A 26,504-nucleotide genomic window follows, 5' to 3' on the forward strand; every position below is an offset into this window, starting at 1 on the left:
CTCCCGCCCGCCCCGCAAGGCGTTAAAGCAAGGACGATGAAACAGCCCCACGGCGATAAAAGCGCTGGGAGCCGACACTCTTTAGGCGAGATGCCGCGGCACGCCAGGGCTCACTGCCCCGTTCGCTTGCGGTACTTGGTGCTGACCCCGCGCGATGCCTCGACCGGGTATTTCGCGGCGTTGGAGGCGAGCTTGCCGGCGATCGCCGCGTCAAGGTCGACCCCGAGCACGTCAGCCAGACGGATCAGGTACAAGGCAACGTCGGCGAGCTCATCGCGCACCGCCTGTGCCGTTCCGGGATCCGAAGCAGCGCCGTGGGAGTCCACCTCGCTCATCCACTGGAAGATTTCGGTCAGCTCGCCGACTTCGCCGGAGAGCGCCATCACCAGGTTCTTGGGCGAATGGAATTGCTGCCAGTCCCGCTCTTCGGCAAATTGCCTTAACGCCTTCGTTGCACCGTCGACATCAATCAACCCCTTTGCCATGTCCGCTCCCGGTCCGATTAACGGCCGAGTGTAGCCGCGCCTGTTGCCGGGGGCTTCCCGCCGCCGTTATCACAGCCTGGGGCGGTGTGCGCGGCTCGAAGCGGTGTGCCAACGGCGCCGAACGCGTCCGATTTGGAACAGCACACAAATCCGTGTATAATCTTTCGTCTTCGCTGGTGACGCGTCGCCAGCAATGGGAAAGCCCAAGGTTTCTCCAAACTGCGGACTATCCCAGACCCCCCAAGCGGGCTGTTAGCTCAGTTGGTAGAGCAGCGGACTCTTAATCCGTAGGTCGAGTGTTCGAGCCACTCACAGCCCACCAAGAATACCCAGGTAGATCAAGCCCTTACGGAACAAGCGCCGTAGGGGCTTTTTCTTTTGCCTGCGTTGTTGAGCCTTCGTGTCCGACTTGTGTCCGAAATTTCCGGCGAGAGAATCGAGACACATTGAGACGACGCATGTTGTTTCGGCGAGGCCGCACATGCTCTTGGGCTGCTGGCAGAGCCGCTGGTGCGGCTCTGTAGTCTCCAGGCGCTTCGATCCAGGCTTGCAGCTCATTGGGCGCCCAACCACATGCGCGACCACCTAGATGGACAGGACGGGGAAATCCTCCATTCGCAATGCGTCGGTAGATCGTTGCTCGACTCAAGGCCGTAAGACGCATGACATCGGCGATGCGGTAGAACGCGGGAGCAATCGGCGACGCCACCTGTACCGGCTGGCTGCTGGGTTCTTGCATATTGGGCATGACCATTTCCAGGAGGGACATGCCATCAGATTGATTCAAGCCGTCTCAACGCCAAACTCACATGGGCGTAGTACAGCGTAGATGAACCGAACGAGCCCTACGCGGCGTAAGCCCGCGCTTCATACGCACGGCCGGATGCCTGCCCCTCGAAGTAAGCATCTGTAGCGCCGGGGGCGTTTTTGCCGGCCAGTGCTATCTGCCGCGCCTGGTCGGACGCGACCAGCCATTGCCGCGCGACCTTCCACGTTTCATTCGACAAGCTGCCCAGCTTGTGCTCGGCCTCCTGCCAGGCGTGCCATGCTCGCAGCACGCCGTCGGCTCCGCCCAGCGCCTGTTCAAGCGCCTGCCGATACTGCACGTCCGCTTCCTGGCGCCGGCTGGCCGACAGAAAGGGATGGTGCAAGGTGACGGTGTAGGCGTGCTGCATGATCTAGCATGGCGTAGGAAGCGGCGTCCGGCCGGATGTCTCTGGTCGTTACGGCGCCAAAGAGTTCGAGGGGTCCGGCAGCGGCTCGAACGCGGGGATAGCGGCCTGCATCGTGGTCAAGCGCAGGTCAGCGCGCCGTGTCACGGTCTTGACGCAAGGATCGGCAGACCGCGCCAATCCGTCAAATCAAATTGGGCATGACTGCAATGCGAGATCGGCCACAGGCGCATCCGGACCGGCCTGGCCCATTGCGATAAAACGCCGGATGGCCGGCGTCATCGCATCCTCGCGCTCGCGCTTGGTAAGCGCGAACGTCGTTAAGATCGCTTCGGGTTCGGCCAGCGGCACCATCACCACGTCCGGCCGATGCACGGTCTGCGCATGGTTCGCATCGAGAAAGCCCAGCCCGTGGCCGGCGCCGACGCGCACGATCATGCCGGCCGGCGAGTCGGCCGTCTCCACCGGATTCGGGTCAATCCCGGCGCCCTGGAGCATGGCGTCGAGCTGCACGCGCAAGCCCGGCTTGACGCGCGGGTTGCACAGGACCAGAGGGCAATCGGCGATGGCCGCGAAGGTGAGCGTTTCGGCCTCGGCCAGCGCATGATCGTGCGGCACCACGACCACGACCGGATCGTGCCAGAGCGATTCGACCGCCAGGCTGTCGGACGTGGCGCCAAACCCCAGGGCGATGTCGATGTGCTCGGTCTGCAAGGCATCCTGCTGCTGGTAGGACGGCAGTTCGGTGATCTGCAAGGACACGGCCGGCTCGGTCTCCTGCCAGCGGTGGAACAGGCACGACAGGCGCGGCTGCACCAGCCCGTCGGACAGTCCGATGTGCAGGACGGGCGGCAGGCCGCCGACGGCGGCGACCGCGCGCTTGGCTCGCTCGAAGTTGGTCAGGATCTCCCGCGCGTGTTCGCGCAGAGCATCGCCAGCAGGCGTCAGGGTCGTGCCCAGGCGAGATCAGATGAACAGCGGTACGCCCAGATTGTCCTCCAATTGGGAGATGTTGCGTGACAGAGCCGACTGCTCTATGTGCGCGTGGGCCGCAGCCCGCCCGAAATGCAATTCCTCGGCCAATACAAGAAAATACCGAAGGTGGCACACGTCCATTATGCGGTCTCCTGATCATTGCCCCGTCTAGAGGAACTCCAGTCGACGCGAAGATGGCAGGACGAAGGGAGGCACCTCAGCCCCGTGCATCCTCTAAAAATTGATTGACCCGTAAGTGTTGTCAACCATTCCAGAGCCACCGTACCTGCAAGTGAATTTCCGTTTTTATCTAGTCCGGGAGACCACACGCAGACCGCCATCTCAGTAGGCAATACAGCCACGATGCCACCGCCTACACCACTCTTTGCCGGCAAACCGACCCTATAGACAAAATCTCCGGCCGCGTCATATGTTCCGCACGTCAACATCAACGCGGAGAGACGCTTCGCCGACCTCTGGTCGAGTATGCGTTCGCCGGTAGATGGGACTACCCCTCCGTTTCCCAGGAAGAGCGCAGCCTTCGCCAGTTCGACACAACTCATCGAAACTGCGCATTGACGACAATAAGCATCGACGACAGCTTCGGGGGTCATTTCCATGTTTTGGAAACTCGCCATGAAATGTGCCATCGCGTAATTTCGATGTGCGTACTGCAATTCTGATTGAGCGACCTGCATGTCATAGTCGATCGTCGGATTTCCCGTTAGACGCCTCATAAATTCGACAAGCGCCGTCTCTGCGCTCACGAAGCGACGACAAAGCACATCAGTAATCACCAGTGCGCCGGCATTGATGAACGGATTACGCGGCTTTCCATTCTCAGCTTCGAGTTGCACCAGTGAATTAAAGGAAGTGCCTGATGGTTCACGGCCGACACGGTGCCACAATGCATCACCTAACAGCCTAAACGCCATCGTGCATGCGAACAGTTTTGAGATGCTCTGGATCGAAAAACGGTAATCAGCTTTGCCGACGCGAAATACATCTCCTGTCATTGTGACGACGGCCATGCCGAAACTCTTCAATGGCACTTTTGCCAACTCTGGGATGTAATCGGCAACGCGTCCCTTCTCGAGCCAAGGACCAATATCCGCATAAATTTTTTCAAGAAAAACTGAATAGTCCATCGATGCTTGTTAGGGATAAACACCTTGTAAAACGAGCGTCTCGATCCACTACGCGCACCTTACGTCTATTGTGTTGTATATGCTGATACGCTCCGGAATCGCTCGATGGTGAAGGCGTCGAGCGGAAGAGAGGACGCGCCCTCTAGCATGAGTTCAGCAATGAGCCGCCCACATGCAGGTCCGAGTTGAAAGCCACTGCCGCAGTAGCCGAACGAGTAATAGAGGTTGGCGGCGCGGGAGCTTGCCGAAATGACCGGAAGAGAGTCGGCCGTAAACGCTTCCACGCCGGCCCAGGCACGGTTCACGCCCAGATGGCGCAAATGTGGGAATATATCGATGACGGTCTTCGCGCTCTTCACAAGCCGCAAGAAATCGACCTCACCGTGACGCCCTGGTAGGTCTGCGATGCCAATCAGCTTACCGCCGATCACCACCGTGCCATTTTCGAACTGTTTAAAAGAAAGTGGCCGCCCTGTCGCACCGAGTGTTGCATGGCAAAAGGGGGCCACACGGTGCGTGACCATTAGCATAAGGCCCTCCGGATGCACGGGTATCGGCTCGCCGGCCTCCCTCGCCAGTTCTCCCGACCATGCGCCAGCCGTGACTAGAAGCTTCTGCGCAGAAAAAGCCCCGTGCGGCGTTTGTGCAATCCACAAGTTGCCGCGCGATTCGATCTGCGTGACTGGTGTTCCCTCGTAAAAGCGTGCACCATGCTTTTGCGCCGCGCGTCGAAACGCCATAGTGGTGCGAAAGGGAAGGGCGTATCCATCGCGCTCGACCCAGATGCCGCCCGTCACATGCTTGGCAAGCGCAGGTTCGAGTTCGAGCACCGTCTCGCGGTCGATCAGTGTCTCGTGAGTAAATCCGTGCGAATTGAGCAGCGCGACACGTTCCCGGCACTCTTCCAGATCGGCTTCACTTTCAGCGATCTTTAGTTGACCAGAAGGAACGAAACCACCATCGTCACCGATGGTTTCGGACAGCGTGTGCCAGATTTCCCGCGACATCAGAGAGAGAGGAATCTCGGGCATCGGCCGGCCCAGTGTGCGCACGCCGCCCGCGTTGACTCCCGAGGCATGGCGCCCCACGTATTCGGCTTCGAGCACGATCACGCTCGCGCCGTGTTGCGCCAGGTAAAAGGCTCCGCACGAACCGTGCAAGCCGCCACCGATCACGAGCACGTCTGCTTCTTGAACGCCGTTCGCAAGAATAGTTTGAGCGTCACGCACTGGCGAGTTCTCCGAGGCTTAGTGGCTTAATGGGCGGCCGAATTCGGTAGTAGCCGACATCGGCGGGCGACAGTTTGCGCACATCGGCAATCACTTCTGTCACAGTAAGGCCGCACATACGGCCCTGGCAGGGGCCCATGCCGCAGCGGCCGAATGACTTGGCCTGGTTTGGCCCGAGGCAGCCAAGTTTCACAAAACGGCGCAGATCCCCCGCTGTCACTTCCTCACAGCGGCAAACAATGGTGTTGTCCGCTGGAATACGGTTTGCCTTGCGCGGTCGGTAAAGACTGTCAAGGAATGGGCGAATGCGCATCAATCGCTTGAGTTCGGCGCGATGCGGGATGGCCTCTCTATCTCGAGTTTCCTCATCAATCGAACCAAGCTGCGCGGCAACGGCCAATGCCGAAAGCGTGCCTTGTTGCGCAGCGGCCTGAGCACCACCGATGCTCGCACCATCCCCAGCCACAAAGATACCGGACACGTCGAGTTCTCCCCATTCATCGACTTGTGGGGCGAAGCACAATTGAGCGTCGTCCCACATGTGCGTTGCGCGCAGCGCCTGCGTGAATTGTGTATTCGGGACTACCCCCTGGTGCAAGGGTACGAAAGCGCGTCCCAGTTCAGCCGGGAGTTCAAGCGCCTGTTTGGCCGGACACCGGTCGAGGAGGTGCGCGACATGCGCGAATCTTTTACGCTCTCGCCGGCGGTCCGCTTTGGGACTTGAGCGTTGATAGCACGGATCACGATCTGACCTGCGTATCGCCTACCCACAAGGTCCGGCACCACATCGAGTTCGATGTGCTGGACGATCTCGCTGCCGCAATTGTCCCGGCTTTTTTTCCGCAGTCGCCCGGCACTTCGCCCTAAGGCGCGATCCCCGGCACCCCGCGCCGGATGTTGCGTGAATAGTCCGCCGGATCCCGCGTCGCCCGCGCGCGGTCGGTATAACGGCCGGCCGCGCGGTAGGCCTGGACGCTGTCGGCGCCGGACAGCGCCCCCAGCCGATACAGATACTCCGGCAGATAGCCCGACAACAGCAGTCGGTAATCCAACGGCAGGCCCGGCACGATCTTCTCCGCCAGGCGATACACGATGGTGGTGCAGTTGGCCGTCAGCGTGTTGTAGAAACGCGGGTGGCGTTGCAGGCGCGTGGCGGTGTCCACGTACGACAGCAGCAGCTTGCGCGGCGCCCCGGCCGGCATATGTATGCGATACAGATAGCCGTCTTCGCCACGCACGTTGGTGCGCACCCGCAGGCTGTCTTCCTCGGTCGAGGCCAGCACCGACAGTTCGTACTGGCGGAAGAAACCGCCGATCTCCGAGAACGCGTCGTGCCGCTTGCGGCGGATCTCCACCGAGAACACCACGTACTGGCCGTCCGCGAAGCCGAACGACACCAGCGCATGCGCGATCGCCGGCCGGCCCCAATACGACAGCGCCAGGTCCACCGACGCCAGTTTCGACAGGTCGTAGCGGCGGGTTTCCCAGCGCGCGTCGAAGTCGGTCGCGCCGCGCCATTCGAAGTTGCGTACGTTGTGCAGGGTCAGGATGTCGCCATCGACCATGCCGTGGGTGATGCGGGCGACCTCTGGTATCCAGTCGCGGTCGTTGGACGGCCGCATGCCCAGGAACCACCAGGCCAGCAACGCGGCCAGCATTGCGCCGAACAGCGCCGCGACCCAGAGACGGTCCGTCGCCAGTCCCGCCAGCGCGGCGCTGGCCAGTCCCAACCAGGCCAGCGGCGGCAGCAGGCGCAGGCGCCCGCCCAGGGGCGACTGGAACCATAGCGCCAACGCGCCCCACAAGCCGCCGGCCACCATCGCGGCCGCGGCCAGCGCCGTCATGACTGGGTCTGCGTATTACGGGCGACCGCCTCGCGGTCCTGGCGGCGCCAGCTGGCGCGCAGCCCCGCCATCTGGCGCAGCGCCGCCTGCGACATCTTCCACCAGCCGGACGGCCGCGGATCGGCCAGCATACTGAGCGCGCGCGCATAGTCCAGCGTCAGCCCGGGGGTCCAGGCCATGGTCATGGCGCGCTTGCGGATCTGCGCCGCCACCCACAGTTCCGGCGTCAGCAGCAGGCGCCACAGCACGCCCCAGCCGGCCTGCGGGCCATGCAGGCGGCCGACCACGCCGTCCAGGGCCGCTTCCAGCGCGGCCGACACCGAGCTGGAGCAATTGCGGTGGGTCAGGTTGTAGATCTCGATCTTGCGGTACGCGTCCCAGAACGCCTGCAGCTTGGCCGCATCGTAGTTGCGTATGCGCACCTGCATGGTCGAGGGGCACCAGGCCTTGGACTCGGTGGCGTAGTCGGGCTGGTAGATGCCAGGCACGTTGTTTTCAGCGGTCGCGCGCAGCAACGTGCCGAACTGCTCGGGCGAATGGTCGATTTCCTCGGCCGGGTACAGGCTGATGTAGATGCCCTCGGCCGATTCCAGCGCGGCGTGCCCGGTGGACACCACGCCGTTGATGTCGACCGCCGCGATATAGCGGTTGACCACCGGATAATGGCGCGTCGCGGTCTTGGCGGAGCCCGCCGGCGTCCACACGTGCACGGTCAGGGCGCGCTCGCTGGCCAGCGGCGGACCGTCGAACACTTTCTGCGCCGGGCCCTCCGTGCGTGTCGGCATGAAGGACGGGTCCGGGTTGCTGGCCAGCGCCGGATTGGCCTCCAGGTTGCGCACCCGGAGCGCGAGCCACAGCAGCTTCAGGCCCGAGATAGCCAGGAACAGGCCGACGCAGTAGGGCACCGTGCCGACGTAGTGGGTGGGATAGGGTTGGAAGAAGAAAATCGCCAGCAGCACCTCGGCCACGCCGGAGGCGAACACCAGGCGCCAGCGCGGGTAGCGCACCACATAGGCGGCGATACACTGGATCAGGCCGTCCACCAGGAACAGCAGCCCGAACAGCATCGACAGCACGAAATGCCCATGATGCTGGCCCGCCAGCACCAGGGTGCCAGCCACCAGCACGAACACGCCCTTGGTGTAGCGCAGCACCCGCTGGCCGCCGACGCCGGACTTGGCGATGGAAAGCGTGGCGATACCTTCAACCACCAGCAGCGCGGCAAAGAACTCCAGCGGAAAGTAGAGCACACCGTCGAGCGCGTCGATGAAGACTACCGCGCCCGCCGCGAACATCAGGGCCCCCCCGATGGCCAGCGCGCGGGCACGTTTGTGCAGATAGTCGATTCCAAGCAGCAGCAAGACCAGGTGGCTCATGGGGAGCGATCTCCATGCATGGGGTAATGCCAAAAGGATAGCAAGTAACGCACGGTGGACACCGCGCCGCCGACCGCGACGTCGCGCCCCGGGGCGCCCCTCCGGCCGGGGACGGCACGGGCCGCCATGGACCCGTTCACCGCCATGGCCGCGAGCCGAGGGCCCGGATCGGCGGCCTATCCCTCAACCTGTCGCGGCCAGGCGACATAATCCGCTGCTGATCCGTACGGTTACATCTCGCCGCGCGCCAGGCTCCGCCTTTGGACTACACCCGGCGTATCATCTTGCGATTCTAAGCTTGAGTAGCGCGTCGGCAGCCATCACGTCCAATGTTCAGAATCGACCTGCGCCGTCTCATTCTTTGGTTGTGTCTATGCTCGGTGCTGCTCGCCCTGGGCAACAGCTTCTACGCCAGCTACCGCGTACAGCGCGAGGTTCTGCTCACCAACACGCTGGAAGGCAACCGGGCCTACGCCGCCAAGCTGGCCAACACCACCGAAAACTTCATCAAGACAGTCCGGCAGGAGCTCGCCTACAGCGCGGGCATGCTCAGCGACATGGAGACCGGCCCGGATCGCGCCGTCGCCGAAGCGCGCAGGCTCATGCGCCAGAACGACCACTTCAACTCCGTGCTGGTGGTGGACGCCGCGGGCTACGTCCTGTCGGTGGATCCGCCGCTGTCCGCGCTGGTGGGCGCGCGGCTGGATAGCGAACCCGTACAGCGGGCACTGCGCACGCGAGAAACGCAGGTCAGCGAACCCTACGAGGGCGTGACGGGCCGCTGGGTTATCCTGAACTCCCACCCCATCTTCGACCGGGGCGGCCGCTACATCGGCTTCGTCGGCGGCACCTTGTACCTGCATGAGGAAAACGCGCTGCACTTCCTGCTCGGCGAACACTATTATCGCGACGGTTCCTATCTGTTCGTGGTCGATCGCACGGGCAAACTGATCTATCACCCCGACAAGAATCGTATCGGCCAGTCGGTCAACAGCAACCCGGCCGTCGCGGACATCATGCGCGGCGTTTCCGGCGAACGCCGCCTGGTCAACACCAGGGGCGTCGACATGCTCGCCGGCTACGCGGTCGTGCCGTCCACCGGCTGGGGCCTGGTGGCGCAGCGACCGGTCGACGGCACCCTGCAGCGTCTCGACGACCTACTATGGTTGACGGTGCGCAACTCGCTGCCGCTCATGCTTATCCTGCTGGTCTGCATCGGCTGGCTTTCCAAGCTGATCTCCGAGCCTTTGTGGCAGTTGGCCCGGGCGGCCAAGCAAATGGACGAACTGGATGCATCAGATCGCATACGCGGCGTCAAGTCCTGGTATTTCGAAGCGGCGCAATTGAAACGCGCGCTACTGACGGGCCTGGGCAGCATCAATCACAAGATACGCAGCCTGCGCCGCGAATCGACCACCGACGCCCTGACCTCCCTGCTGAACCGCCGCGGGCTGATGCGCGCCCTGGACGAATTCGCGGCGACCGGCATGCCCTTCGCCGTTGCGGTCATCGACATCGACAACTTCAAGGCGATCAACGACAACCACGGCCATGATATCGGCGACGACGTCATACGCATGCTGGCGTCGCTGATGCGTCACGGCTCGCGCAGCAACGACGTCCTCGGGCGCGCCGGCGGCGAGGAATTCACCATGCTGCTGCCGGCCACGTCCCTGGACGACGCCGTGCGAGCCGCCGAACGCCTGCGCGCATCGACGGAAGCCGCCGTCAACCCCACGGGCGGCAAGGTCACTATTTCCATAGGCGTGTCGCGCTACCCCGATCACGGCAACGACGTCTATGCCGTGCTGAAAGAGGCCGACAAAGCGCTGTACCAGGCCAAGAATCACGGCCGCAATCTGACGTGCATCGCCGCCCCGACCGATCCGGAAGGCTTCCGCTTCGTCGCGCGGCCGGCGGCTTGACGAAGCCCTCGGCATCCTTGCGCTTACCCGGCCAGGATTCCGCGCCGACCCAGCCCCTATCACTGGCGGGCCAGCGTTACACCGGAGCGCATCCGTGTAACTGGCGCGGGCCCGCTATTGTGGGAATACCGTGACGAGCTCGGGAAGTCCGGCCGCTTGATCCCCATCGATATAGCCGAACACCGCTTGAGAATTCGCCTGGGATATCACGATGATAGGAACGAAGATATTCGTAAGATCGTAATAACGTTTCTGCTGCGCTTGCGCGATCACCAGGGGCTGTTCATCCCGGCTGCTGGTGGTAGACGCGCCGGACCCGGCGCTGTTGCGGTTTTGAAGCAGTATAAAAAACGCCATCAGGGGGATGCGGCCCGCCTGGGCGGAGGGCCACGGCCCAAGCACCACCTCGTTCCAGGGGTATAAGAATGGACCATGGTTTTGCAGCGCGGCGGCGACCTGCGTCATGGCGTCCATGCCACCCTTGGCGTCAACAAGAGAACCCAGGGTGAAGCCGCAAAACATCGTACCCCCTTGAACGCCGTATTTATTCAACCACTGTTGGGCCGTCGCAATTCCCAGGCTCGCGCATGGCGCGGTATCAGGGTTGGCATTCAACGGGTGATACGTGGTTATTAACTGACCGCATCCATTATCGAGGCGTTGATCCGTATCGCCATCCAAGGGATATGCGCAACGATAGGCAGGATCGAAGGGGTGGCTCGGGTCGCCCGCGGGGAACTCATGGTCCACGTAGGCCTGGGGCCACAGCACCAGTCCCGCGTCTCCGAATAATTCCGTCGCGATGTCTTTTCTGAAGTAGGTGAACGACAACCTTCTGGTTTCCGGATCCATCCAGTACGTCGACTCGCCGTCCTCGAACGCCGTGACCATCAACCCTTGGCAGTAGTAAACGGCCCGATTGCCGCATGGGTAGATATCGGCAAGCGAACCATCGAAAGCAAGGGACATTTTTCCCGCCACATATTGGCCGAACGCCTGCCTGTCCACGCCTTGCCGGCTGGTAAAGGAGGCGCCCCCGGGTACCGATGCGCCGGCCGCGGCATATGCGAACGATGGGCCGGACAAGAGCGATGTCAACAGGATAAAAAACCATGCTTTCATGACGCCCCCTTTATGCCCGGGCATGTCCAGCTTCTTCAAGCGAATGCGGTAAGCGTGCCAGGCTCGAGGCTACGGCGGCGTGTCGATAAGGTAGCATCGGAGTCGAGGGGCGCAGATGCTCTTACATAGCCCTTTACCGTTTATTACGCCACCGCGCCGACCACGTCGCGGCAAGCCTCACCGGCCGCCGCCGCGGCCGCTGGGTTCGTGCCGGCGTCCAGGTCTCGCCTGGCAGCGATACAGAGGGCGCTAACGGCCACGACCCGGTTTGGCCGCTGGCTTGGGCGCCGGCGCCTTCGGCGGCTGCTGCATCTGGTGCAGCAAGGTGGAACACTGGTTCTCCGCGCCGGAGTTGCTCGGTACGATCAGGGCAAGCAGGCCCGCCGCCGGTGTCAGCGCAGCTCCCAGCGCCACCATGCCGGCGCCGCGCGCCAGCAGCGGCCCCACCTTGACCCCGGCCTTGGGGTTCTTCAGCGTCCCGTCGACGTAAAGGGGCGAGCGCAGCGAGATGATGCGCAGACCCTTGCTATGCGGCGTGATGTCCAGGTCGATGCCCTCCGTCTTGAAATTCACGGAACCGTCGATGTCGATCACGGCGTTCTCCGTATCGAAGACGAACAGATCCGGCGTCGCCAGGCCGTCCTTCAGCTTGACGTCGGCGGCCGCGCAATTGATCGGCACCTCCTGGTCGCCGAACAGCCGCGCCACGACATAATTGGCGACGTTCAGGCCCGCCAGTTCCATCAGGCTGGCGCTGATCACGCCGTCGTTGATCAGGAGCTTGGTCTCGCCGTTGGCGGTGGCCAGCAGCGCGGCCACCGAATTGCCGGTGCCGCTCAGGGCGGCATCGCCGTTCAATTCGCCCAGGCTGCGCTTCATGCTCTCGACCTTGGGAAAGAGCTGCTGCAGCTGCAGACGGCGAGCCGACACCTTGGCGCGTCCCGGCATCGGTTTCTTCGATCCATCCAGATGGATGTCCGCGTCCAGGGTGCCGCCCGCCATCCCGAAGCGCAGCGGCGTCAGCGCCAGCGCGCCATTCGTCATCACCGCGCGCACCTGCAGATCGGTGATCGGCAGATCGGCGGTCTGCACGATCTTCTTGGCCTTCAGGCTGACATCCGCATCCATGGCATTCCAGCGATCGGTGCGGAATTCCTGCACCGGCAGCGCTTTGTCCGCCGGCTGGTCGGATGGCGTCTTGCCGCTTTCGGCAGACTTGCCGGAAGCGCGCTCGGCCTGCGCCACCTTGGCGCTGTCCGAGTCCGCCTTGCGGCCACTGCCCTTGCCGGTATCGGCCCCCACCAGAGGCCCCAGGTCGGCGAACCGCAGCAGGTTGGACGTGAATTGCCCTTGCAGGCGCGGACGCGGCTTGCTGTTCGTGAACGTCAGGTCGCCGTGGATGTCGCTGTCACCGACCTTGCCGTTGAAAGCGCGATACTCGTACACCGCCCCCTGCGGCTCGTTCAAGCGTCCCACCAAGCGCCCGTCCGTGCTGTACGGCGGCGTATCGGGCAGAGCGACTCCGATCAGAGGGTACAGGTCCGCCATGCTGTCGCCCGACAAGGTCAGTCGCAGATCCAGGGCGCCCAGATGCATGGGGTTGGTCAGCGTACCCTCCGCAGAGGCCTTGGTATGCCCCAAGGCGGCCTTGACCTCGAGCGGGAAAGGCTTATCGGCATCCTGCAGCGCCAGCACGCCGCCCACGCGGCCCTGGGCGTCGACAGGCAGCCCCTTGTACTTGCCCTTGGCTTGCCAATGGAAAACGTAAGCGGCATCGGCGGCCTGGCCGGATTGCCCAGGCCGCGCGGCTTGCCCCGATTGATCGGATTGAGCGGATTGAGCGCGACCCTGGCCTTGTTCCGCCTCCTGCCGGGCAGGCCTGTCGTCCTGCCGTTTCGGCCCGCTCAACCCCCCGGCGATCTCCGACCCCGCCAGGTTGGCAATCGACACAGGCTTGCCCAACGGGTCCACCACGACCTGTACGTCCGCCTGGCGCGTCTCATCGCGATATGCCACGGTACCCTTATCGAAGGCGATTTCGCGTACATCCAATTGCCACGCCGACGGCTGCTTCCGGTCCGCATCCTTGTCTTTATCGCCCTGGGGCTGGAAGTCCCAGTTGGCGCGACCGTCGGCCAGGCGCTCCAGGTTCACCGCCGGTTCACCAAGCTGGATATGCCGCAAAGCCACCCGGTGCGTCAGCAAAGGCAGCAATCCTACCTGGAATTGCAACTGCTTCAGCGTGGCGAATTTCGGCGCCTTGCCCCACTCGGTATTCCCGACCGAAATATCCCCGGCCGTCAGTTGCGCCCACGGAATCCAGGCCCGCCAGCCGTGTTCGTCCTCGGGACGCCGCCATTCCAGACGCAGATCGCCGTCGATGGCCACCGGCCGTCCCAGCGCCGCCGTCGCCTTTTCTTCGACAAAGGGCTTGAACCGGTTGGCGTCCAGCGTCGCCAGGAACACGATCACGGCCACCAGGACTAAAATTACCGCGCCGCCAATACCGGCAATGATCTTGTTTCTACGCGCCATTCTTGTCGCCTTCCTTCGATGACAGTCGTCAGGACATGCCCGTCCGTAGGCGGCGCGGCGCATATACCGTGCCGGCCAGCGGCGCGACGCCGGGCGTGGCGGGGCGCGATGCCCTGATACGCATTAACATTGCGCCCCGGGGGTCCGCCCCCCGTCCACCGGCGCCCGTCCCAGGGACGCCGAACCCGTTAGACCATAAGGCAGCGCGGCTCAGCGCCGGCATGCCGGGAGAGCCCATGCGGCAACTGTGTTTCGTTTTTATCGTCGCGGCGCTGTTTATGCTGACCGTCAGCCGCCTGGCGCTGGCGGGCTGGCAGCGCGAGCGCGTGCGCAATGCCGGCGGCCTCTGGCCCATCGTGTTCGGTGGCTGGCGCATCGACGCGCACCAGGTGTCCGTGCTGGCCATCGCCCCGGCCGTATTCGCCCCCTGGCTGGGTCATTTCCCCACGGCCGCGGCCGTCACGTCGGTATGGTTCCAGGCGGCATGGCTGCTATTGGTATTCATGGAGGTCGCGACCCCGCCCTTCATTCTCGAATACGACGCCCGGCCCAACCGCCTATTCGTCGAATATCTGAAACACCCGCGCGAGGTCTCCGGCATGTTGTGGCGCGGCTTCAAGGGGCCGCTGGTGGGTGGACTGGTCGTCGTGGCGCTGGCGGCATGGGCAGGTCACGCGTTGTTCGGTTCGCCACGGCCCGATGCGCCCCTGGCATGGTGGCAGATGCCGTTGTACAGCCTGGCCGCGCTTGCCGTGGGCATACTGGCGATACGCGGGACGCTGCAGCATCGCCCCATCAACCCGTCCACCGTGGCTTACTGCGGCGACGGCATGCTCAACATGCTGCCGCTGAACTCTCTATATAGCGTGCTGTACGCGGTGTACAGCATGAAGAACGAAAAATCGGCTTCCGCGGTCTACGGCGACATGCCGGACGAGGAAATGCATACGCAGGTGCTGCAGGCGGCCGGCCTGCCCCAGCCCCCGGCGGACCCCGCCTATCCCAGCATGCACTTGCAGACGCCCAGCCGCACGCGCGCGCGTCCCCTGAACCTGGTCATTATTCTGGAAGAAAGCCTGGGCGCCCAATATGTCGCCAACCTGGGCGGGCAAGCGTTGACGCCATGCCTGGACAAGCTGGCGGGCGAGGCCTGGAATTTTACGCGGGCATATGCCACCGGTACGCGCTCGGTGCGCGGCCTGGAAGCGGTCGTCACCGGCTTCCTGCCCACGCCGGCGCAGGCCGTCGTCAAACTGCCGGACGCGCAACGCGGATTCTTCACCCTGGCGGACCTGCTGGGCCGGCAGGGCTACCATTCGCGCTTCATATACGGCGGGGAAGCGCACTTCGACAACATGAAGGGCTTCTTCCTGGGCAACGGCTTCGACCAGATCGTCGACCGCGGCGAGTTCGTGGATCCGCAGTTCGTCGGCACCTGGGGCGCATCCGACGAAGATATGTTCAACCAGCTGCATCGCCTGTTGAGCAGCGATGGCGATCAGCCGACGTTCACACTGGCCTTTACGGTGTCCAACCATACGCCCTGGGAATATCCCGCCGGGCGGATACAGCCGGATGGCAACCCCGCCACGGTCGAAAATACCGTTCGCTACGCGGACTGGGCCTTGGGACAATTCTTCGAACAGGCCAGGAATGCCGACTATTGGGAAAACACCGTATTCCTGATCGCGGCGGACCACGATTCGCGCGTGTCGGGCGCCAGCCTGGTGCCTGTACGCCACTTCCATATACCCGCCGTCATCCTTGGCGCCGATGTCGCCGCGCGCCGCGATGACCGCATCATCAGCCAGGTCGATCTGGCGCCGACGCTGTTGTCGCTGATGGGCGTGGAAAGCCGCCATCCCATGCTGGGCCGCGACATGACGCGGCCCCTCCGAGACGGCGATCCGGGCCGGGCCATCATGCAATACGGCGACAACTACGGCTACTTGAAGGGCGATCGCCTGCTGGTACTGGGCCCGCAGAAAGCCCCGGTCCAGTACCGCTACGGGCAGCCCGAGACCTACGAAGCCGTTCCGGTGGATGCCAGCCTGGCGCGCGAGGCCTTGGCGCACGCGCTATGGCCGAGCTGGGCGTACCGCGAAGGTCGTTATGCGCTGCCGCCCCTGCATGGCTCGGCCAGCCGGACGGCGCCATCGCTGCGCAGCGGCCTCGAACGAGCATGACGCACATTGTGGAAGGCCGTGCAATATGTGCGCGTACGGCTGATTTAGTCACACATTCGAAACCAATAGAAACTTCGCCACGTATTTGTATCAATGCCTCGCTGACAAAGTTGTTGCCTTTGTTAAACGTGTCACACTACCGGACAAAATAAACCGCTCGCGTGCCAGGAGAAGAATCCAGAATGACCGACAAAACCCTCCAGATCCTGATCGTGGACGATAACGAGATGGCATCGGAATTGCTGTCGGAATTCGTCGAGCTGCTAGGCCATGGCTCCCAGACGACCGCGACGGCCGGTGCGGCCATCGCCGCGTGCGAAGCGCGCCGCCCCGACGTAGTGATTACCGACATCGTGCTGCCCGATCTGGATGGCTATGAACTGGCATCGCGCCTGCGGGCCGCGTACGGCAAGGAGCTCCGTATCCTTGCGCTGAGCGGTCTGCCGCGGAACAACGACCGCGCGGAAGCTGTCAACTTCGACGCCTGGCTGGAAAAACCGCTGGACCTCTCCGTGCTGGAACGCATGCTGGGCAACCCTGGGGAAACAACGACATAATGCGGGCCGCCACTCAAGACCTTCGTCTGGTAGAAGGGATCCAGTTCAGGATCCTGGCGCACGTCTTTCCGGTACTGCGGCACGATGCGCTGAAACCGCTATCCAACGCCAAGCTCACCATCGTGCTGCTGGAAAAGGCTATTTCCAAGGGTACGATCGCGGACACCGACCCGCCGCCCTTCGTCGGCGATCTGGACAACATGCTGGATGACAGCGTGGCTGCGATCCGGCTGCTGAACAACTGGTTCCAGGACGACAGCCCCGCGACGGACGTCCACGGCATCGTGCAGGAATGCCGGCGCCTGGCCTTTTCGCAATTGCTGCTGTCCGGCAAGAAAGTTCAGATCGATGACTTTCCCCACCCGACACCGGTCGCTCATCGCCCCGGCCGCTACGTGCTGATGGCATGGATGATCCTGGCTATCTACGGCCTGCCGGAACGCGGCATCCTGCAGATAAGGCAGGAAGGGCCGCACGGACTGGCGGCTCAGGCACTGCCCGCTCCGCCGGATGCCACCACGCGCACACTGCAGCCCGAAAGCGCGCCGCCCATCTCGCTCGAAGACGCACGGAAAATAGCCACGTTCTACGGATGGGAGCTGAACAACCAGGACGGCGGCTGGCTGCTGAACCTGCCGGTGGCAGACAACGGCTAAGGCGTCCGGCATGAGCGCCTGGCCCAATCTCAGTCCCGATAACGGAGCCCTGCTCATCCCCTTGAGCGTGCTGGGCCTGCGCGAAGGCGAAGATCTGCCCGGCGTGCAGGAACTCTGTCGGTTGACCGGTATTTTTTTTGGCGTGTCGATGTTTGCGGTAACGTGGCTGCGCGACACCACCCCGGTAAGCCTGTGGTCCAGCGGGACCTGCCCAGGCACCGCCGAACTGCTGGCCCGTTGGAGCTATCCCGCGCTGAGCTCGGCCGGCGTAGTGACCTCGACTGCCGCCAGCCTGGATGTGCACGACGCCACCTGCGGCGACCCCGCCGCATCCCGCCCCATCCCCGCGGTCCAGTTTTTTGCCGCGGCGCCTTTGACGCTGGCCGACGGCACGCGCGTCGGCGCACTGTGCATCGCCGACACCCGCGACCGCGCGTTTTCCGAGGACGATGCGGAGCGCCTGCGCGATTTCGCCGCCATGGCCAGCGAGGCGTTGCGCGCGCGAAAGGCCCTGGCCGATACCAGGCGCCGCGAACAGTTGCTGGCCCGCGCGTTCCGTCTGGCCAAGGTCGGCGGCTGGGAATACAACGTGATCACCGGCCAGCTGACCTTGAGTGAGCAGGCGCTGGAAATCTACGGCATGGATCCCACCATCCAGCCTACGCTGGACATCATGATGCGGCGCTTCTATCCCGGCGATACGCTGATCGACACGCGGGATGATTTCGCCCGGCTGCTGCGCGACGGCGAAGGCTACGATTCGCGCCGCCGCATACGGCGCCTGGACGGCTCGTCGCGCTGGATCCATGTCCTGGCGGAGCCGGAATGCCAGGAAGGCCAGGTCGTCCGCGTCCACGGGCTGGTCGAGGACATTACCGATGAAGTGGAATCCCAGCAGCGGTTCCACGAACTGGCCTATACCGACAAGCTGACGGGCCTGCCGAACCGCGGCGCCTTCCTGCTGGAACTGGGCCGGCATTTTTCCCGGCGCGAACCCATCGTACTCATCGCCATCGACATCGATGGATTCAAGGACATCAACGACACCATCGGGCACCATGCGGGCGACCAGTTGTTGATCGAAGTCGGCAAGCGCATCGCCGCGTATTTCCCGGTCGGCACCTTCGCCGCGCGCGTCGGCAGCAACGAGTTCACGGTGATTGCTCCGGCCAACGGCACGATCGAACATACGATCGAACAGATAAACCACCTGCGCCTGCAACTGAAACAACCCGTCTATTACACGGAACAGACGCTGTCTGCTTCCGTCAGCATAGGTCTGTGCGAAGCCCCCGCCCAGGCCGGGGATGCCGATCAGATCGTCCGCAACACGGACATCGCGCTCTATCAGGCGAAGAAGGCCGGCGGCGACCGCACGGTCGTGTTCGAGCCCGAGATGCGCGACCGGCTGGAAGAGCGCGTCCAGCTGCTGCGCGACGTGCGGCGAGGCATAGAGCGCAAGGAATTCATTCTGTATTACCAGCCCATCTACGACATGCGCACCCACACGCTGTCGGGATTCGAAGCGCTGATGCGTTGGTCGCTGCCGGAAAAAGGCATCCTGGGCCCCGGCTATTTCAATGCCGCCTTCGACGACCAGACGCTGGCGCCGCAGCTGGGCGACGAAGCGTTGCGCAACGCCTGCGAGCAGATGCGACGCTGGACCAACAAGGGTTTCGATTTCAAGCGCGTATCCGTGAATGTCGCCGCCGCGCAATTCTATCGATCGGACCTGGCCAGCCATATCCTGTCCATGCTGGCGCAATATGGGCTGCGACCGGACCAGCTGACCCTGGAGATCACCGAAAGCGTTTACCTGGGACAAGGCGCGGATGCGGTGGAGGACGCCTTGCGCAGCCTGCATCAGTCAGGCGTCGGCATCGCCCTGGACGACTTCGGGACCGGTTACGCATCCCTGACGCAATTGCAGCGTTTTCCGGTCGACTCGCTGAAGATCGACAAGTCGTTCGTGCAGAATCCGGACGCAAGCTCCATCGTCGAAGCCATCATCGCCCTGGGCAACAGTCTGAACATACAAATCGTCGCCGAAGGCGTCGAAACCGCGGCGCACCAGGACACCCTGCTGCGGCGGGGCTGCCAGTACGGCCAGGGCTACTACCTGGGCAAGCCCATGCCGGCAGAGTTCTACGCCTGATTCCGGCACGGTCCTTTCTTGCAGCTGCGCGCGTCAGGCGGCCAGCAGAGGCGGTTGCGCGTCGGGCGCGTCATAGCCGCGTGCCCCATCCGCGACGCGCACGGCGGCAGCCTGCAGCCGGAACACGCTGACCAGCTGCGACAAGGTCGAGGCCTGCTCCTGCAGGGCCGCCGCGGCCGAACTCCCCTGCTCGACCAACTGCGCATTCTGCTGCGTGACCATATCCATCTGCATGATGGTCTTGTTCACCTGCTCGATGCCCTGCGCCTGCTCCACGCTGGCACCGGTGATCTCGCCCACCAGCGAGGTGACGTGCTGCACGCTGGTCACCACCTCCTCCATCGTGACGCCGGCCTGCGTGGCCAGTTCGCTGCCGCTCCGCACCTTTTGCGCGGAATCGTCGATCAAGGCCTTGATTTCCTTCGCCGCCGCGGCGCTGCGCTGCGCCAGCGCGCGTACTTCCGAGGCGACGACCGCGAAGCCGCGCCCCTGTTCGCCCGCCCGAGCCGCTTCGACCGCGGCATTCAAGGCAAGGATATTGGTCTGGAACGCGATGCTATCGATAATGCCGGTAATGTCGACGATCTTGCGCGCCGATTCGGATATCGAGGCCATGGTATCGATGACTTGTCCCACCACCGCGCCGCCGCGCGTAGCGATCTCCGAGGCCGACATCGCCAGCGTATTGGCTTCGCGCGCATGGTCGGAGTTCTGGGATACGGTCGCCGTCAGCTGTTCGATCGAGGATACGGTACTTTCCAGCGAAGCCGACTGCTGCGCGGTGCGCGACGACAGATCCTGGCTGCCCGCGGCGATCTGCGCCGCCGCGGCAGCCACGGTATCAGTCCCAGCGCGTACCTGGCCGACGATGCCAGACAGGTTGTCGCGCATGCTCTTCACCGCGAACAGCAGGCTGGCCGTGTCATTGGCCTTGACCCGTACCTGCACGCTCAGATCGCCCTGCGCGATGCGGTTGGCGATCTCGGTGGCGTCGCGCGGTTCACCACCCAATTGGCGCAACAAGCCGCGCACGAACAGCGCCGCGACGCACACGCCCAGAATCACCGCCAGCAACGATAGCGCCGCCATCTCCAGTTCGAAATGGCCGGAGACTTCCTGCGCATGCATGGCGATGGTGCGATTGAGCTTCTCCTCCAGGTCGATCATCCGGTTGATATCGGCCAGCCACGTCACCAGCGCCGGCGCCGCCTGGGAAAGCAGCAGATCGGTCGCCTCCTGCCCTTTGCCCGATTGCTTCAGGGCAATCACACGCTGGATCAGCGGCATGGTGCGCGTCTCGGATTCCTTGATCTGGGCCAGCGCCGACTTCTCTTCGGGCAGCACGGCTTCGCGCGCGAACAACTGGTCCAGCGGCCGCGCCGACTCGGCGTAGTCCTTGGCCAGCGCCTCGATGTGCTGTACCGCCTTGGCCACCTCGGCTGGCGCGTTCTGCAGCACAACGTCGCGCAGGGCGATGGAGCGATCGTGCACGCTGCCGCGGAAGTTGATGGCGTAGCGCTGCTTCACGCTATTGATGCCATTGATCATGTTCAGGCTGTTGTCCACGGACCGCATGCGGACCATGCTCAGAACCGCCAAGGCGACCAGCAGCGCCAGCACCACCCCAAAGCCGAGCGCCAGCCGCGCTCTCACGCTTTGATCCTTCAACCGCATTTGCACCACCCGTAGAAGAGACGAATTTCCCTGAACCGTGAATGCGGCGGACCGGCCATCCGGCACCCGGCACCTGCATGCCATTTCACGCCGCAATATTCAGAAGGAAATTTTATCTTTTTTACAGGAAGGTGCGATTACATCACCGCGGTGGGCTCCGGGGCCGCCACTTCGGTCCCCGCCAGATAGCGAGCCTCCAGCGCCATCCGGCGCCGCATCACCGCGTCCTCCACGCCGCGCTTGGCTTGTTCCACGCTGGCGCAGATACCGGTCTCGAACGCCGTCTGCCACCAATAGCCGATGTCGCGCATGTCCTCGAACCAATCTATGCGCCCATGCGTCTTGCCCGCGATGTCGATGTAGTTCCAAGAGAAGATCTGCGACACCCAATACATTGTTTTCATACCCATGTCCCGGCTCCTCGCTTGAGGGCGCTCGCAAGGATGGACAACGAGTCTGGCGGAGGGAGGACACCAGTCCCGGCGTGTCACCACGCCTGCGAGGCCGGAGGCCATTCTAGGAATCGCCGGGGCCTTTTTGTATGCGAAAAATCTGAGCCGCGAACCATAATCGACGCGGAACCAGACTCGGAAATTTCCCACATCCCGTATACCTATACGCGCCGAGAAAACCCTTCGTCGGACAAATCCGAGCACGTATTCCCACACTACTTTCAGCATAAGGATGTACGCATTCTCGGATAGCGATTGGAACCAATTCGCCACCGTTGAACAGACCTGAATTTCTGCTTGCACGGTTCGGTCGGGGCACCAGGGTATTGCGCCATACTGGCTCGCCCCGTGACCTTTTGGCTATCCCATGCGATATCTCCACGACAATCACCATGGCATCCAGGCGGCACCGCCCATCGCTTACGACGCGACCGCCAATGTGACCAGCGCCAGCATCGCCATTGCAACATCGCACAGTGCCTACGAAGCTGTTTTCCGGGAACTCGTGCAGAACCATGCCACCCGCCTGCACCGCTTCATCATCAAGCACATCGGCAACTGCCCCGACGCGGAAGACCTGACCCAGCAGGCCTTTCTGGAAGCCGCCAAGTCGTATCACAGCTTCCGCGGTGAATCGCAGCTATCCACCTGGTTGTATGGCATCGCCCTGAACCTGGTCCGCAACTACCTGTCGCGCGCCCCCGAATGCCGATACTTCTTTGTCGGCGAAGACGCGCTGAGCGATCATGCGTCGCAGGACTTGACTCCGGACGATGCCGCTGAACAGAACCAGACCTTGCGCCTGCTCGAAGAATCCATCGCGGAACTCCCTGAAAACATGCGCAGCATCCTGCTGATGATGGGCCTTAACGACCTGACCTACGAAGAAGCGGCGGCGCGCCTGACGGTACCCGTCGGCACCATACGCAGCCGTCTGTCGCGCGCGCGCGCCGCCCTGCGCTCCAAGCTGGAAACCAAAGGCGTCCGACTGGACGCCTGAGGCTGGCAGCGATCAATTCACGGCCGGGACCTTCAACACCTGCGTGGGGCCCGGCTGCAACAGCTTCAAGCTCCTGTCCAACCCGTCGGTATACACGGTCGATCGCGATCCTCCATCCCAGGACCAGCCGACGGCATCGCCCCACTTGCGCAGCGCATCCGGAATCAACGGCGCCCCATTCACTTCCACGACGCGCGGCCGGATCACGAATATCCGCTCCCAACGTTTATTGCTCTTTTTCTTGTAGGAAAAGAAGGCCCCCAGCCCGGGGATGTCGCCTAGCAGCGGAACCTTGTTGATCTCGTCGCCATCCTCACTGATGTTATATCCGCCGATCAGCAAGGCCTCGCCATCCCCCACTACGGCCAGCGTGCTGACGCTGGTTTTCGAAGTAACGGGCAGTTGGTCCACTTCGGGATCCTGGGTGATCTTGCCGTCCTCGATATCAACCGTCAGCTCGACCTGGCGCGCGCCGTTGGCATCGATATAGCGCGGCGTCACTCGCAATGACGTTCCCACGGTGACCGCCCGCGCATCGACGTAGCGGTCCGTGGCCAGCCTGATATAGAACGTCTTGGAGTGATCGATAAGCGCGCCCATATTGTCGGACGTCAGTATCGAAGGCTTGGAAAGGATCTGCGCATCCTTGTTCTGCTGCAGGGCATTGAGCCGCGCCAGCAGGGAATTCGCCGCGCTAAACCCTATCGTGCCCGGTTCCATAATGCCGGGATCCAAACCCTTGCCGTCCGGGTTGGTCGGCCTGGGACCGCTGTAGCCCACGCCGAACTCCGTCTTGCCGGCCCTGGCCCCCCATCGGACGCCGAGCTCCCGGGTCGCGTCGGCCGTAATATCGACGATCAGGACCTCGATTTCGATCAAGGTGGTCGGCACGTCCAGCTGCGCGATCAGCGAGCGGTACACGCCCATGCGTTCGGGGATATCCTGGACAATGACCGCGTTCAGGCGAGGGTCGGCCTGTATGGTGGCCGGGCGGGTGCGCCGCCCCCCGTCGAACAGGCCTCCGCGCCCCGGTGGCGCTGGCTTGCCCAGGTCCGCCAGCGGTGACGTACCCGCGGGGCCGGGCTCACGCAAGGCGTAAGGATCACGCAGCGGAGCCGCCATCGCGGACAACACCGAGTTGCCGGCGCCGGCGCCGCTGCCGCCTATCAGTTCACGCAGCAGCGTCGCCAGGCCCGGCGTGGTGATCGACTGGTCACGGTAGCGCACGACGCGATCATTGACGGACGCATACTTCAAGCGGAACACGGCGACTTCCTGCCGCCCCGCCGTAGGGGGCAAGGCATTGATGGTGCGCTCGATCAAGGCCACGTAAGCGGGCGGCCCCGACACCAGCGCAAGCCCCTGGTCCGGCAGCTCGCCCCAACCGAAACGGTCGTCGATCACCCCCAGCCGATCCAGCGCATCGCGCAGACCGGCGATGGCGCCATTGCCCACGCTGATGGTCTTGGTCACCATCGCGCTGGCCGGGCTGACGAACAGCGTGCCCGCATACACGAACCAGTTGAAGCCGTACACGCCCGCCAACTTATCCATGAACTCCGTCGGATTCGTGGCGGTGAACTTCCCGTTGACCAGGCCCGCGACGCCAGGCGCCAGCTGCAACGACAGACTGAAGCCGCTGGAGAAGCGCCGCAGAACCGCCTCCAGCGACTCATCGGACGCAAAATAGGTATAAGGGGCCGCCGGCCAGGAAGGCGCGGCGTCCGCGCTCGTCGCGAGAACAAACGTGGCGACGGCCAGGCCCAGCCTGGGTATCGCCTTCCGACCGCGGGAACACCATCGCTGAAACATCATTGTCCAACTCATCGAACTATCATAGATACGCGTCTCTACGGAGCCCCCGGCGGGCTCTCCCTACCCTCCATCGCCAGATCGCGCACGGCACGTAATACGTGGGCGACCGGGACGACGAGCTCGCCCGGGATGTATTCGTTCTCGCGGGCATCGGCCAGCAGCGCGCGCGCCAGCGGCACATCCCGCATCACCGGCACGCCGATCCGACGCGCCATGTCTATCATCTGCAGCGCCACGCCGTCGCGGCCCTTGGCCACCACGATGGGCAAAGGCGTCTGGTCAGGCACATAGCGCAGCGCCACCGCAATGTGCGTAGGATTGACCACCAGCGCGGACGACTTCCGCACGGCTTCCGCGGGACCGCCGTTGCTCATCTCCTGATGCAGTCGCTTGCGTTGCTGCTTGATCTCGGGCTGACCTTCCATATCCTTCTGCTCTCGCTTTACCTCCTCCTTGGTCATCATCAGCCGCTTGTTGCGCTGCCGTCGCTGCCATCCCATATCCAGGCCGGCGATCACCAGGCAGAACACCGCGGTGTAAAGCAGCAGCATGCGGAACAGGCCGCCGTTAACGGCCAACACCCCCTCCAGCCCACCTGATCCGGCCTGTACGAGCGGCGCCAACCCCGCGCGCAGCAATAGCCATGTCAGCAGGGAAAAGCAGATGATCTTTACCGTCGACTTGATCACCTCGACAAGATTCTTCATGGAGAAGATATTCTTGACGTTGGAGACCACGTTCAATTTCGTGCCGGACGGCTTGGCCTTTTCGGCGGCGAATATCACGCCGATCTGCGCGAATTCCACGAACAACCCGAAGCCCAGAACGATAAGCACGAAAGGCCACAGCAGGTCCACGCCTTCGCGTAGCGCTATCGTCGCCGCTACCTTGAGCGCCTCACGGAATTCCATATCGACCAGTCCGGCCGGCATGGCCAGGATCCGCAGCATGCCTGCAAGAATGTTCTGTCCGTTGAAGACCAGATACATCAACAGCGCCAGCGTCAGCATGGTCTGGCTGAAGTCCCTGCTGTATGGAACATCCCCTTTTTTGCGGGCATCCTGTAGCTTTTTCGGTGTCGGCTTTTCTGTCTTTTCGCCGCTCACGGAGCCCGCCAGATGTGTGTCAGGATGGGCAGCAATTCATCCGCGCGCCGTGCTTCCTTGTCGATGTGCCCGAAAAGTATGCCAACGTATAGGACAAGCACGAACAGCGCCAACCCTGTCTTGATCGGCATGGCCAGAAAGAACACCTGTAGCTGCGGCGTGAAGCGGCTGGCCAGCCCGAGCCCGAGCTCGGCCAGCAGCATGATGATCACTACGGGCGCCGACAACAGGACCACCAGATGCATCAGGCGGTCCAATTGCGCCAGGAACAAGGGAATAGCGTCTTGTCGCAGTGTAGGAAACCACTGCCAGGGATTCCAAAGGCGGAAGCTGTCATACAGTATGGATAGAATCAGGGAAATGCCGCCGCCCACAAAGAAGAAAACCCCATAGGCCAGCTGCATCAGGATGGCGGAAGGCGTTGTTTCGCCCCCCATCGTGGGATTGAACAAGGCGCCCATGCTGGCGCCGCGCTGATAATCGATGACCGAACCCACCCCTTCGATCACCCAGAACGGAATGGCCAGCAAGAAGCCCAGCACCAAACCGATAAACGCCTCTTTCGCGACCAGCAGCAGTACTTCGAAAAGGCTGACGGGCGAGGCGGCGATCGTACCGGGAAGCACCAGCGGCACCACCAGCAGCCCCAAGGCCATGGCGAGCGCACCCCGCAGCCGCCCGGGCAATATCTGCTTGCTGAAAACAGGCAGCATCATGCACAAAAGCACAATCCTGGGCTGCGTAAGCACCATGGATAACAGCAGGTCATATACCGCGGCGTAGGTGGCGAAACCATTCATGCGGTTCCCCTCGCACTACCGGATCGCACGAAATGACTCGAATATCGATAGGGAGTAGTTGAATATTTCCGAACCTATCCAGCCGGCGGTCAACAGCAGCGTTACGAAAACCGCCAGCAGCTTGATCGCGAAGGAAAGCGTCTGCTCCTGTATCTGTGTCAAGGCCTGGAACAGCGAAAACAGGGTGCCGACCACGGACGCCACGGCCAGCGGCGGCAGCGATAGCCAGAAGATCAGATACAGCGCTTCCTTCAGGTAGTAAACCAGCTCAGGTACGTTCATCGGATCCCGT

22 protein-coding genes, 1 tRNA gene and 3 pseudogenes are annotated in these 26,504 nt (G+C 63.1%); 8 read left to right on the forward strand and 18 right to left on the reverse strand.

All coding sequences use genetic code 11. The features are described 5' to 3' along the window. Window positions 1-110: 110 nt before the first annotated feature. Window positions 111-485, reverse strand: a complete 375-nt coding sequence (locus ACNA0R_RS24470) for a nucleotide pyrophosphohydrolase (protein WP_415828677.1) — start codon at window positions 483-485, stop codon at window positions 111-113. Window positions 486-731: 246 nt separating this feature from the next. Here ACNA0R_RS24470 and ACNA0R_RS24475 point away from each other — a divergent pair. After that, window positions 732-807 (forward strand) — tRNA-Lys (locus ACNA0R_RS24475). 24 nt (window positions 808-831) lie between these two features. Here the strand turns inward: ACNA0R_RS24475 and ACNA0R_RS24480 are convergent. The 7 genes and pseudogenes from ACNA0R_RS24480 to ACNA0R_RS24510 form a co-directional block, all read right to left on the reverse strand. Further along, window positions 832-1,254 (reverse strand): helix-turn-helix transcriptional regulator, encoded by a 423-nt coding sequence (locus ACNA0R_RS24480; protein ID WP_415828768.1) that lies wholly within the window; start codon window positions 1,252-1,254, stop codon window positions 832-834. 76 nt (window positions 1,255-1,330) lie between these two features. Continuing rightward, window positions 1,331-1,660: a hypothetical protein gene (locus tag ACNA0R_RS24485; RefSeq protein ID WP_415828678.1), complete on the reverse strand. Its 330-nt coding sequence runs from the start codon at window positions 1,658-1,660 to the stop codon at window positions 1,331-1,333. 186 nt (window positions 1,661-1,846) lie between these two features. Then, window positions 1,847-2,617 (reverse strand): LysR family substrate-binding domain-containing protein, encoded by a 771-nt coding sequence (locus tag ACNA0R_RS24490; protein WP_415828769.1) that lies wholly within the window; start codon window positions 2,615-2,617, stop codon window positions 1,847-1,849. 6 nt (window positions 2,618-2,623) lie between these two features. Next, a complete protein-coding gene (locus ACNA0R_RS24495) occupies window positions 2,624-2,773 on the reverse strand; it encodes a LysR family transcriptional regulator (RefSeq protein WP_415828679.1) in 150 nt (49 codons plus the stop codon). Window positions 2,774-2,868: 95 nt separating this feature from the next. Next, a pseudogene (locus ACNA0R_RS24500) lies at window positions 2,869-3,780 on the reverse strand (glutaminase); the annotation flags it as partial. 65 nt (window positions 3,781-3,845) lie between these two features. Further along, window positions 3,846-5,009 (reverse strand): NAD(P)/FAD-dependent oxidoreductase, encoded by a 1,164-nt coding sequence (locus ACNA0R_RS24505; RefSeq protein WP_415828680.1) that lies wholly within the window; start codon window positions 5,007-5,009, stop codon window positions 3,846-3,848. After that, window positions 5,002-5,607: pseudogene (locus ACNA0R_RS24510) on the reverse strand ((2Fe-2S)-binding protein); the annotation flags it as partial. The gene ACNA0R_RS24505 and the pseudogene ACNA0R_RS24510, both read right to left, overlap by 8 nt. On the opposite strand from ACNA0R_RS24510, the pseudogene ACNA0R_RS24515 reads away from it, so the two are divergent. After that, window positions 5,608-5,733: pseudogene (locus ACNA0R_RS24515) on the forward strand (AraC family transcriptional regulator); the annotation flags it as partial. 139 nt (window positions 5,734-5,872) lie between these two features. On the opposite strand, the gene ACNA0R_RS24520 reads toward ACNA0R_RS24515, so the two are convergent. Both ACNA0R_RS24520 and ACNA0R_RS24525 read right to left on the reverse strand, forming a co-directional pair. Continuing rightward, window positions 5,873-6,853, reverse strand: coding sequence for an Lnb N-terminal periplasmic domain-containing protein (locus ACNA0R_RS24520; protein WP_415828681.1), 981 nt, complete (start codon window positions 6,851-6,853; stop codon window positions 5,873-5,875). Beyond that, window positions 6,850-8,229: an HdeD family acid-resistance protein gene (locus tag ACNA0R_RS24525; RefSeq protein ID WP_415828682.1), complete on the reverse strand. Its 1,380-nt coding sequence runs from the start codon at window positions 8,227-8,229 to the stop codon at window positions 6,850-6,852. The genes ACNA0R_RS24520 and ACNA0R_RS24525 overlap by 4 nt, the downstream gene beginning before the upstream one ends. Window positions 8,230-8,558: 329 nt before the next feature. On the opposite strand from ACNA0R_RS24525, the gene ACNA0R_RS24530 reads away from it, so the two are divergent. Beyond that, window positions 8,559-10,154: a sensor domain-containing diguanylate cyclase gene (locus ACNA0R_RS24530; RefSeq protein ID WP_415828683.1), complete on the forward strand. Its 1,596-nt coding sequence runs from the start codon at window positions 8,559-8,561 to the stop codon at window positions 10,152-10,154. Between the two features lie 114 nt (window positions 10,155-10,268). Here ACNA0R_RS24530 and ACNA0R_RS24535 read toward each other — a convergent pair whose 3' ends face one another. Then, window positions 10,269-11,315 (reverse strand): hypothetical protein, encoded by a 1,047-nt coding sequence (locus tag ACNA0R_RS24535; RefSeq protein WP_415828684.1) that lies wholly within the window; start codon window positions 11,313-11,315, stop codon window positions 10,269-10,271. 210 nt (window positions 11,316-11,525) lie between these two features. Next, the gene (locus ACNA0R_RS24540) at window positions 11,526-13,811 is read right to left on the reverse strand and encodes an AsmA family protein (protein WP_415828685.1); all 2,286 of its coding nucleotides are present in this window, start codon (window positions 13,809-13,811) and stop codon (window positions 11,526-11,528) included. Between the two features lie 236 nt (window positions 13,812-14,047). Here ACNA0R_RS24540 and ACNA0R_RS24545 point away from each other — a divergent pair, with 236 nt between their 5' ends. The 4 genes from ACNA0R_RS24545 (at window position 14,048) to ACNA0R_RS24560 (ending at window position 19,365) form a co-directional block, all read left to right on the forward strand. Next, a complete protein-coding gene (locus tag ACNA0R_RS24545) occupies window positions 14,048-15,997 on the forward strand; it encodes an LTA synthase family protein (protein ID WP_415828686.1) in 1,950 nt (649 codons plus the stop codon). Between the two features lie 182 nt (window positions 15,998-16,179). Next, the gene (locus ACNA0R_RS24550; protein ID WP_415828687.1) at window positions 16,180-16,554 is read left to right on the forward strand and encodes a response regulator; all 375 of its coding nucleotides are present in this window, start codon (window positions 16,180-16,182) and stop codon (window positions 16,552-16,554) included. Next, window positions 16,554-17,210, forward strand: coding sequence for a hypothetical protein (locus ACNA0R_RS24555; RefSeq protein WP_415828688.1), 657 nt, complete (start codon window positions 16,554-16,556; stop codon window positions 17,208-17,210). The genes ACNA0R_RS24550 and ACNA0R_RS24555 overlap by 1 nt, the downstream gene beginning before the upstream one ends. Window positions 17,211-17,220: 10 nt before the next feature. After that, entirely contained in the window at window positions 17,221-19,365 is a 2,145-nt protein-coding gene (locus tag ACNA0R_RS24560; RefSeq protein ID WP_415828689.1) for a putative bifunctional diguanylate cyclase/phosphodiesterase, read from the forward strand. 33 nt (window positions 19,366-19,398) lie between these two features. Here the strand turns inward: ACNA0R_RS24560 and ACNA0R_RS24565 are convergent, their stop codons facing one another. After that, on the reverse strand, window positions 19,399-21,018 hold the full coding sequence (locus tag ACNA0R_RS24565; protein WP_415828690.1) for a methyl-accepting chemotaxis protein: 1,620 nt from the start codon (window positions 21,016-21,018) through the stop codon (window positions 19,399-19,401). Between the two features lie 158 nt (window positions 21,019-21,176). Continuing rightward, complete coding sequence (locus ACNA0R_RS24570) at window positions 21,177-21,449, reverse strand: hypothetical protein (protein ID WP_415828691.1); 273 nt, start codon at window positions 21,447-21,449, stop codon at window positions 21,177-21,179. Window positions 21,450-21,858: 409 nt separating this feature from the next. Between ACNA0R_RS24570 and ACNA0R_RS24575 the strand changes: the two genes are divergently transcribed. Beyond that, a complete protein-coding gene (locus ACNA0R_RS24575; RefSeq protein WP_415828692.1) occupies window positions 21,859-22,491 on the forward strand; it encodes an RNA polymerase sigma factor in 633 nt (210 codons plus the stop codon). A 12-nt stretch (window positions 22,492-22,503) separates the two neighbouring features. On the opposite strand, the gene sctC is transcribed toward ACNA0R_RS24575, so the two are convergent. Genes sctC through sctS form a run of 4 tightly spaced genes read right to left on the reverse strand, consistent with a single transcriptional unit; the run spans window position 22,504 to window position 26,494 of the window. Continuing rightward, on the reverse strand, window positions 22,504-24,306 hold the full coding sequence (gene sctC / locus ACNA0R_RS24580) for a type III secretion system outer membrane ring subunit SctC (RefSeq protein ID WP_415828693.1): 1,803 nt from the start codon (window positions 24,304-24,306) through the stop codon (window positions 22,504-22,506). Between the two features lie 35 nt (window positions 24,307-24,341). Further along, the gene (gene sctU, locus ACNA0R_RS24585) at window positions 24,342-25,412 is read right to left on the reverse strand and encodes a type III secretion system export apparatus subunit SctU (RefSeq protein ID WP_415828694.1); all 1,071 of its coding nucleotides are present in this window, start codon (window positions 25,410-25,412) and stop codon (window positions 24,342-24,344) included. Further along, window positions 25,409-26,212, reverse strand: coding sequence for a type III secretion system export apparatus subunit SctT (sctT, locus tag ACNA0R_RS24590; protein WP_415828695.1), 804 nt, complete (start codon window positions 26,210-26,212; stop codon window positions 25,409-25,411). Before sctT ends, sctU begins: the two co-directional genes overlap by 4 nt. A 15-nt stretch (window positions 26,213-26,227) precedes the next feature. Then, the gene (gene sctS, locus ACNA0R_RS24595; protein WP_415828696.1) at window positions 26,228-26,494 is read right to left on the reverse strand and encodes a type III secretion system export apparatus subunit SctS; all 267 of its coding nucleotides are present in this window, start codon (window positions 26,492-26,494) and stop codon (window positions 26,228-26,230) included. Window positions 26,495-26,504: the final 10 nt, after the last annotated feature.

This window comes from Bordetella sputigena (assembly GCF_965137885.1).
Lineage (GTDB): Bacteria > Pseudomonadota > Gammaproteobacteria > Burkholderiales > Burkholderiaceae_B > Bordetella_C > Bordetella_C sputigena.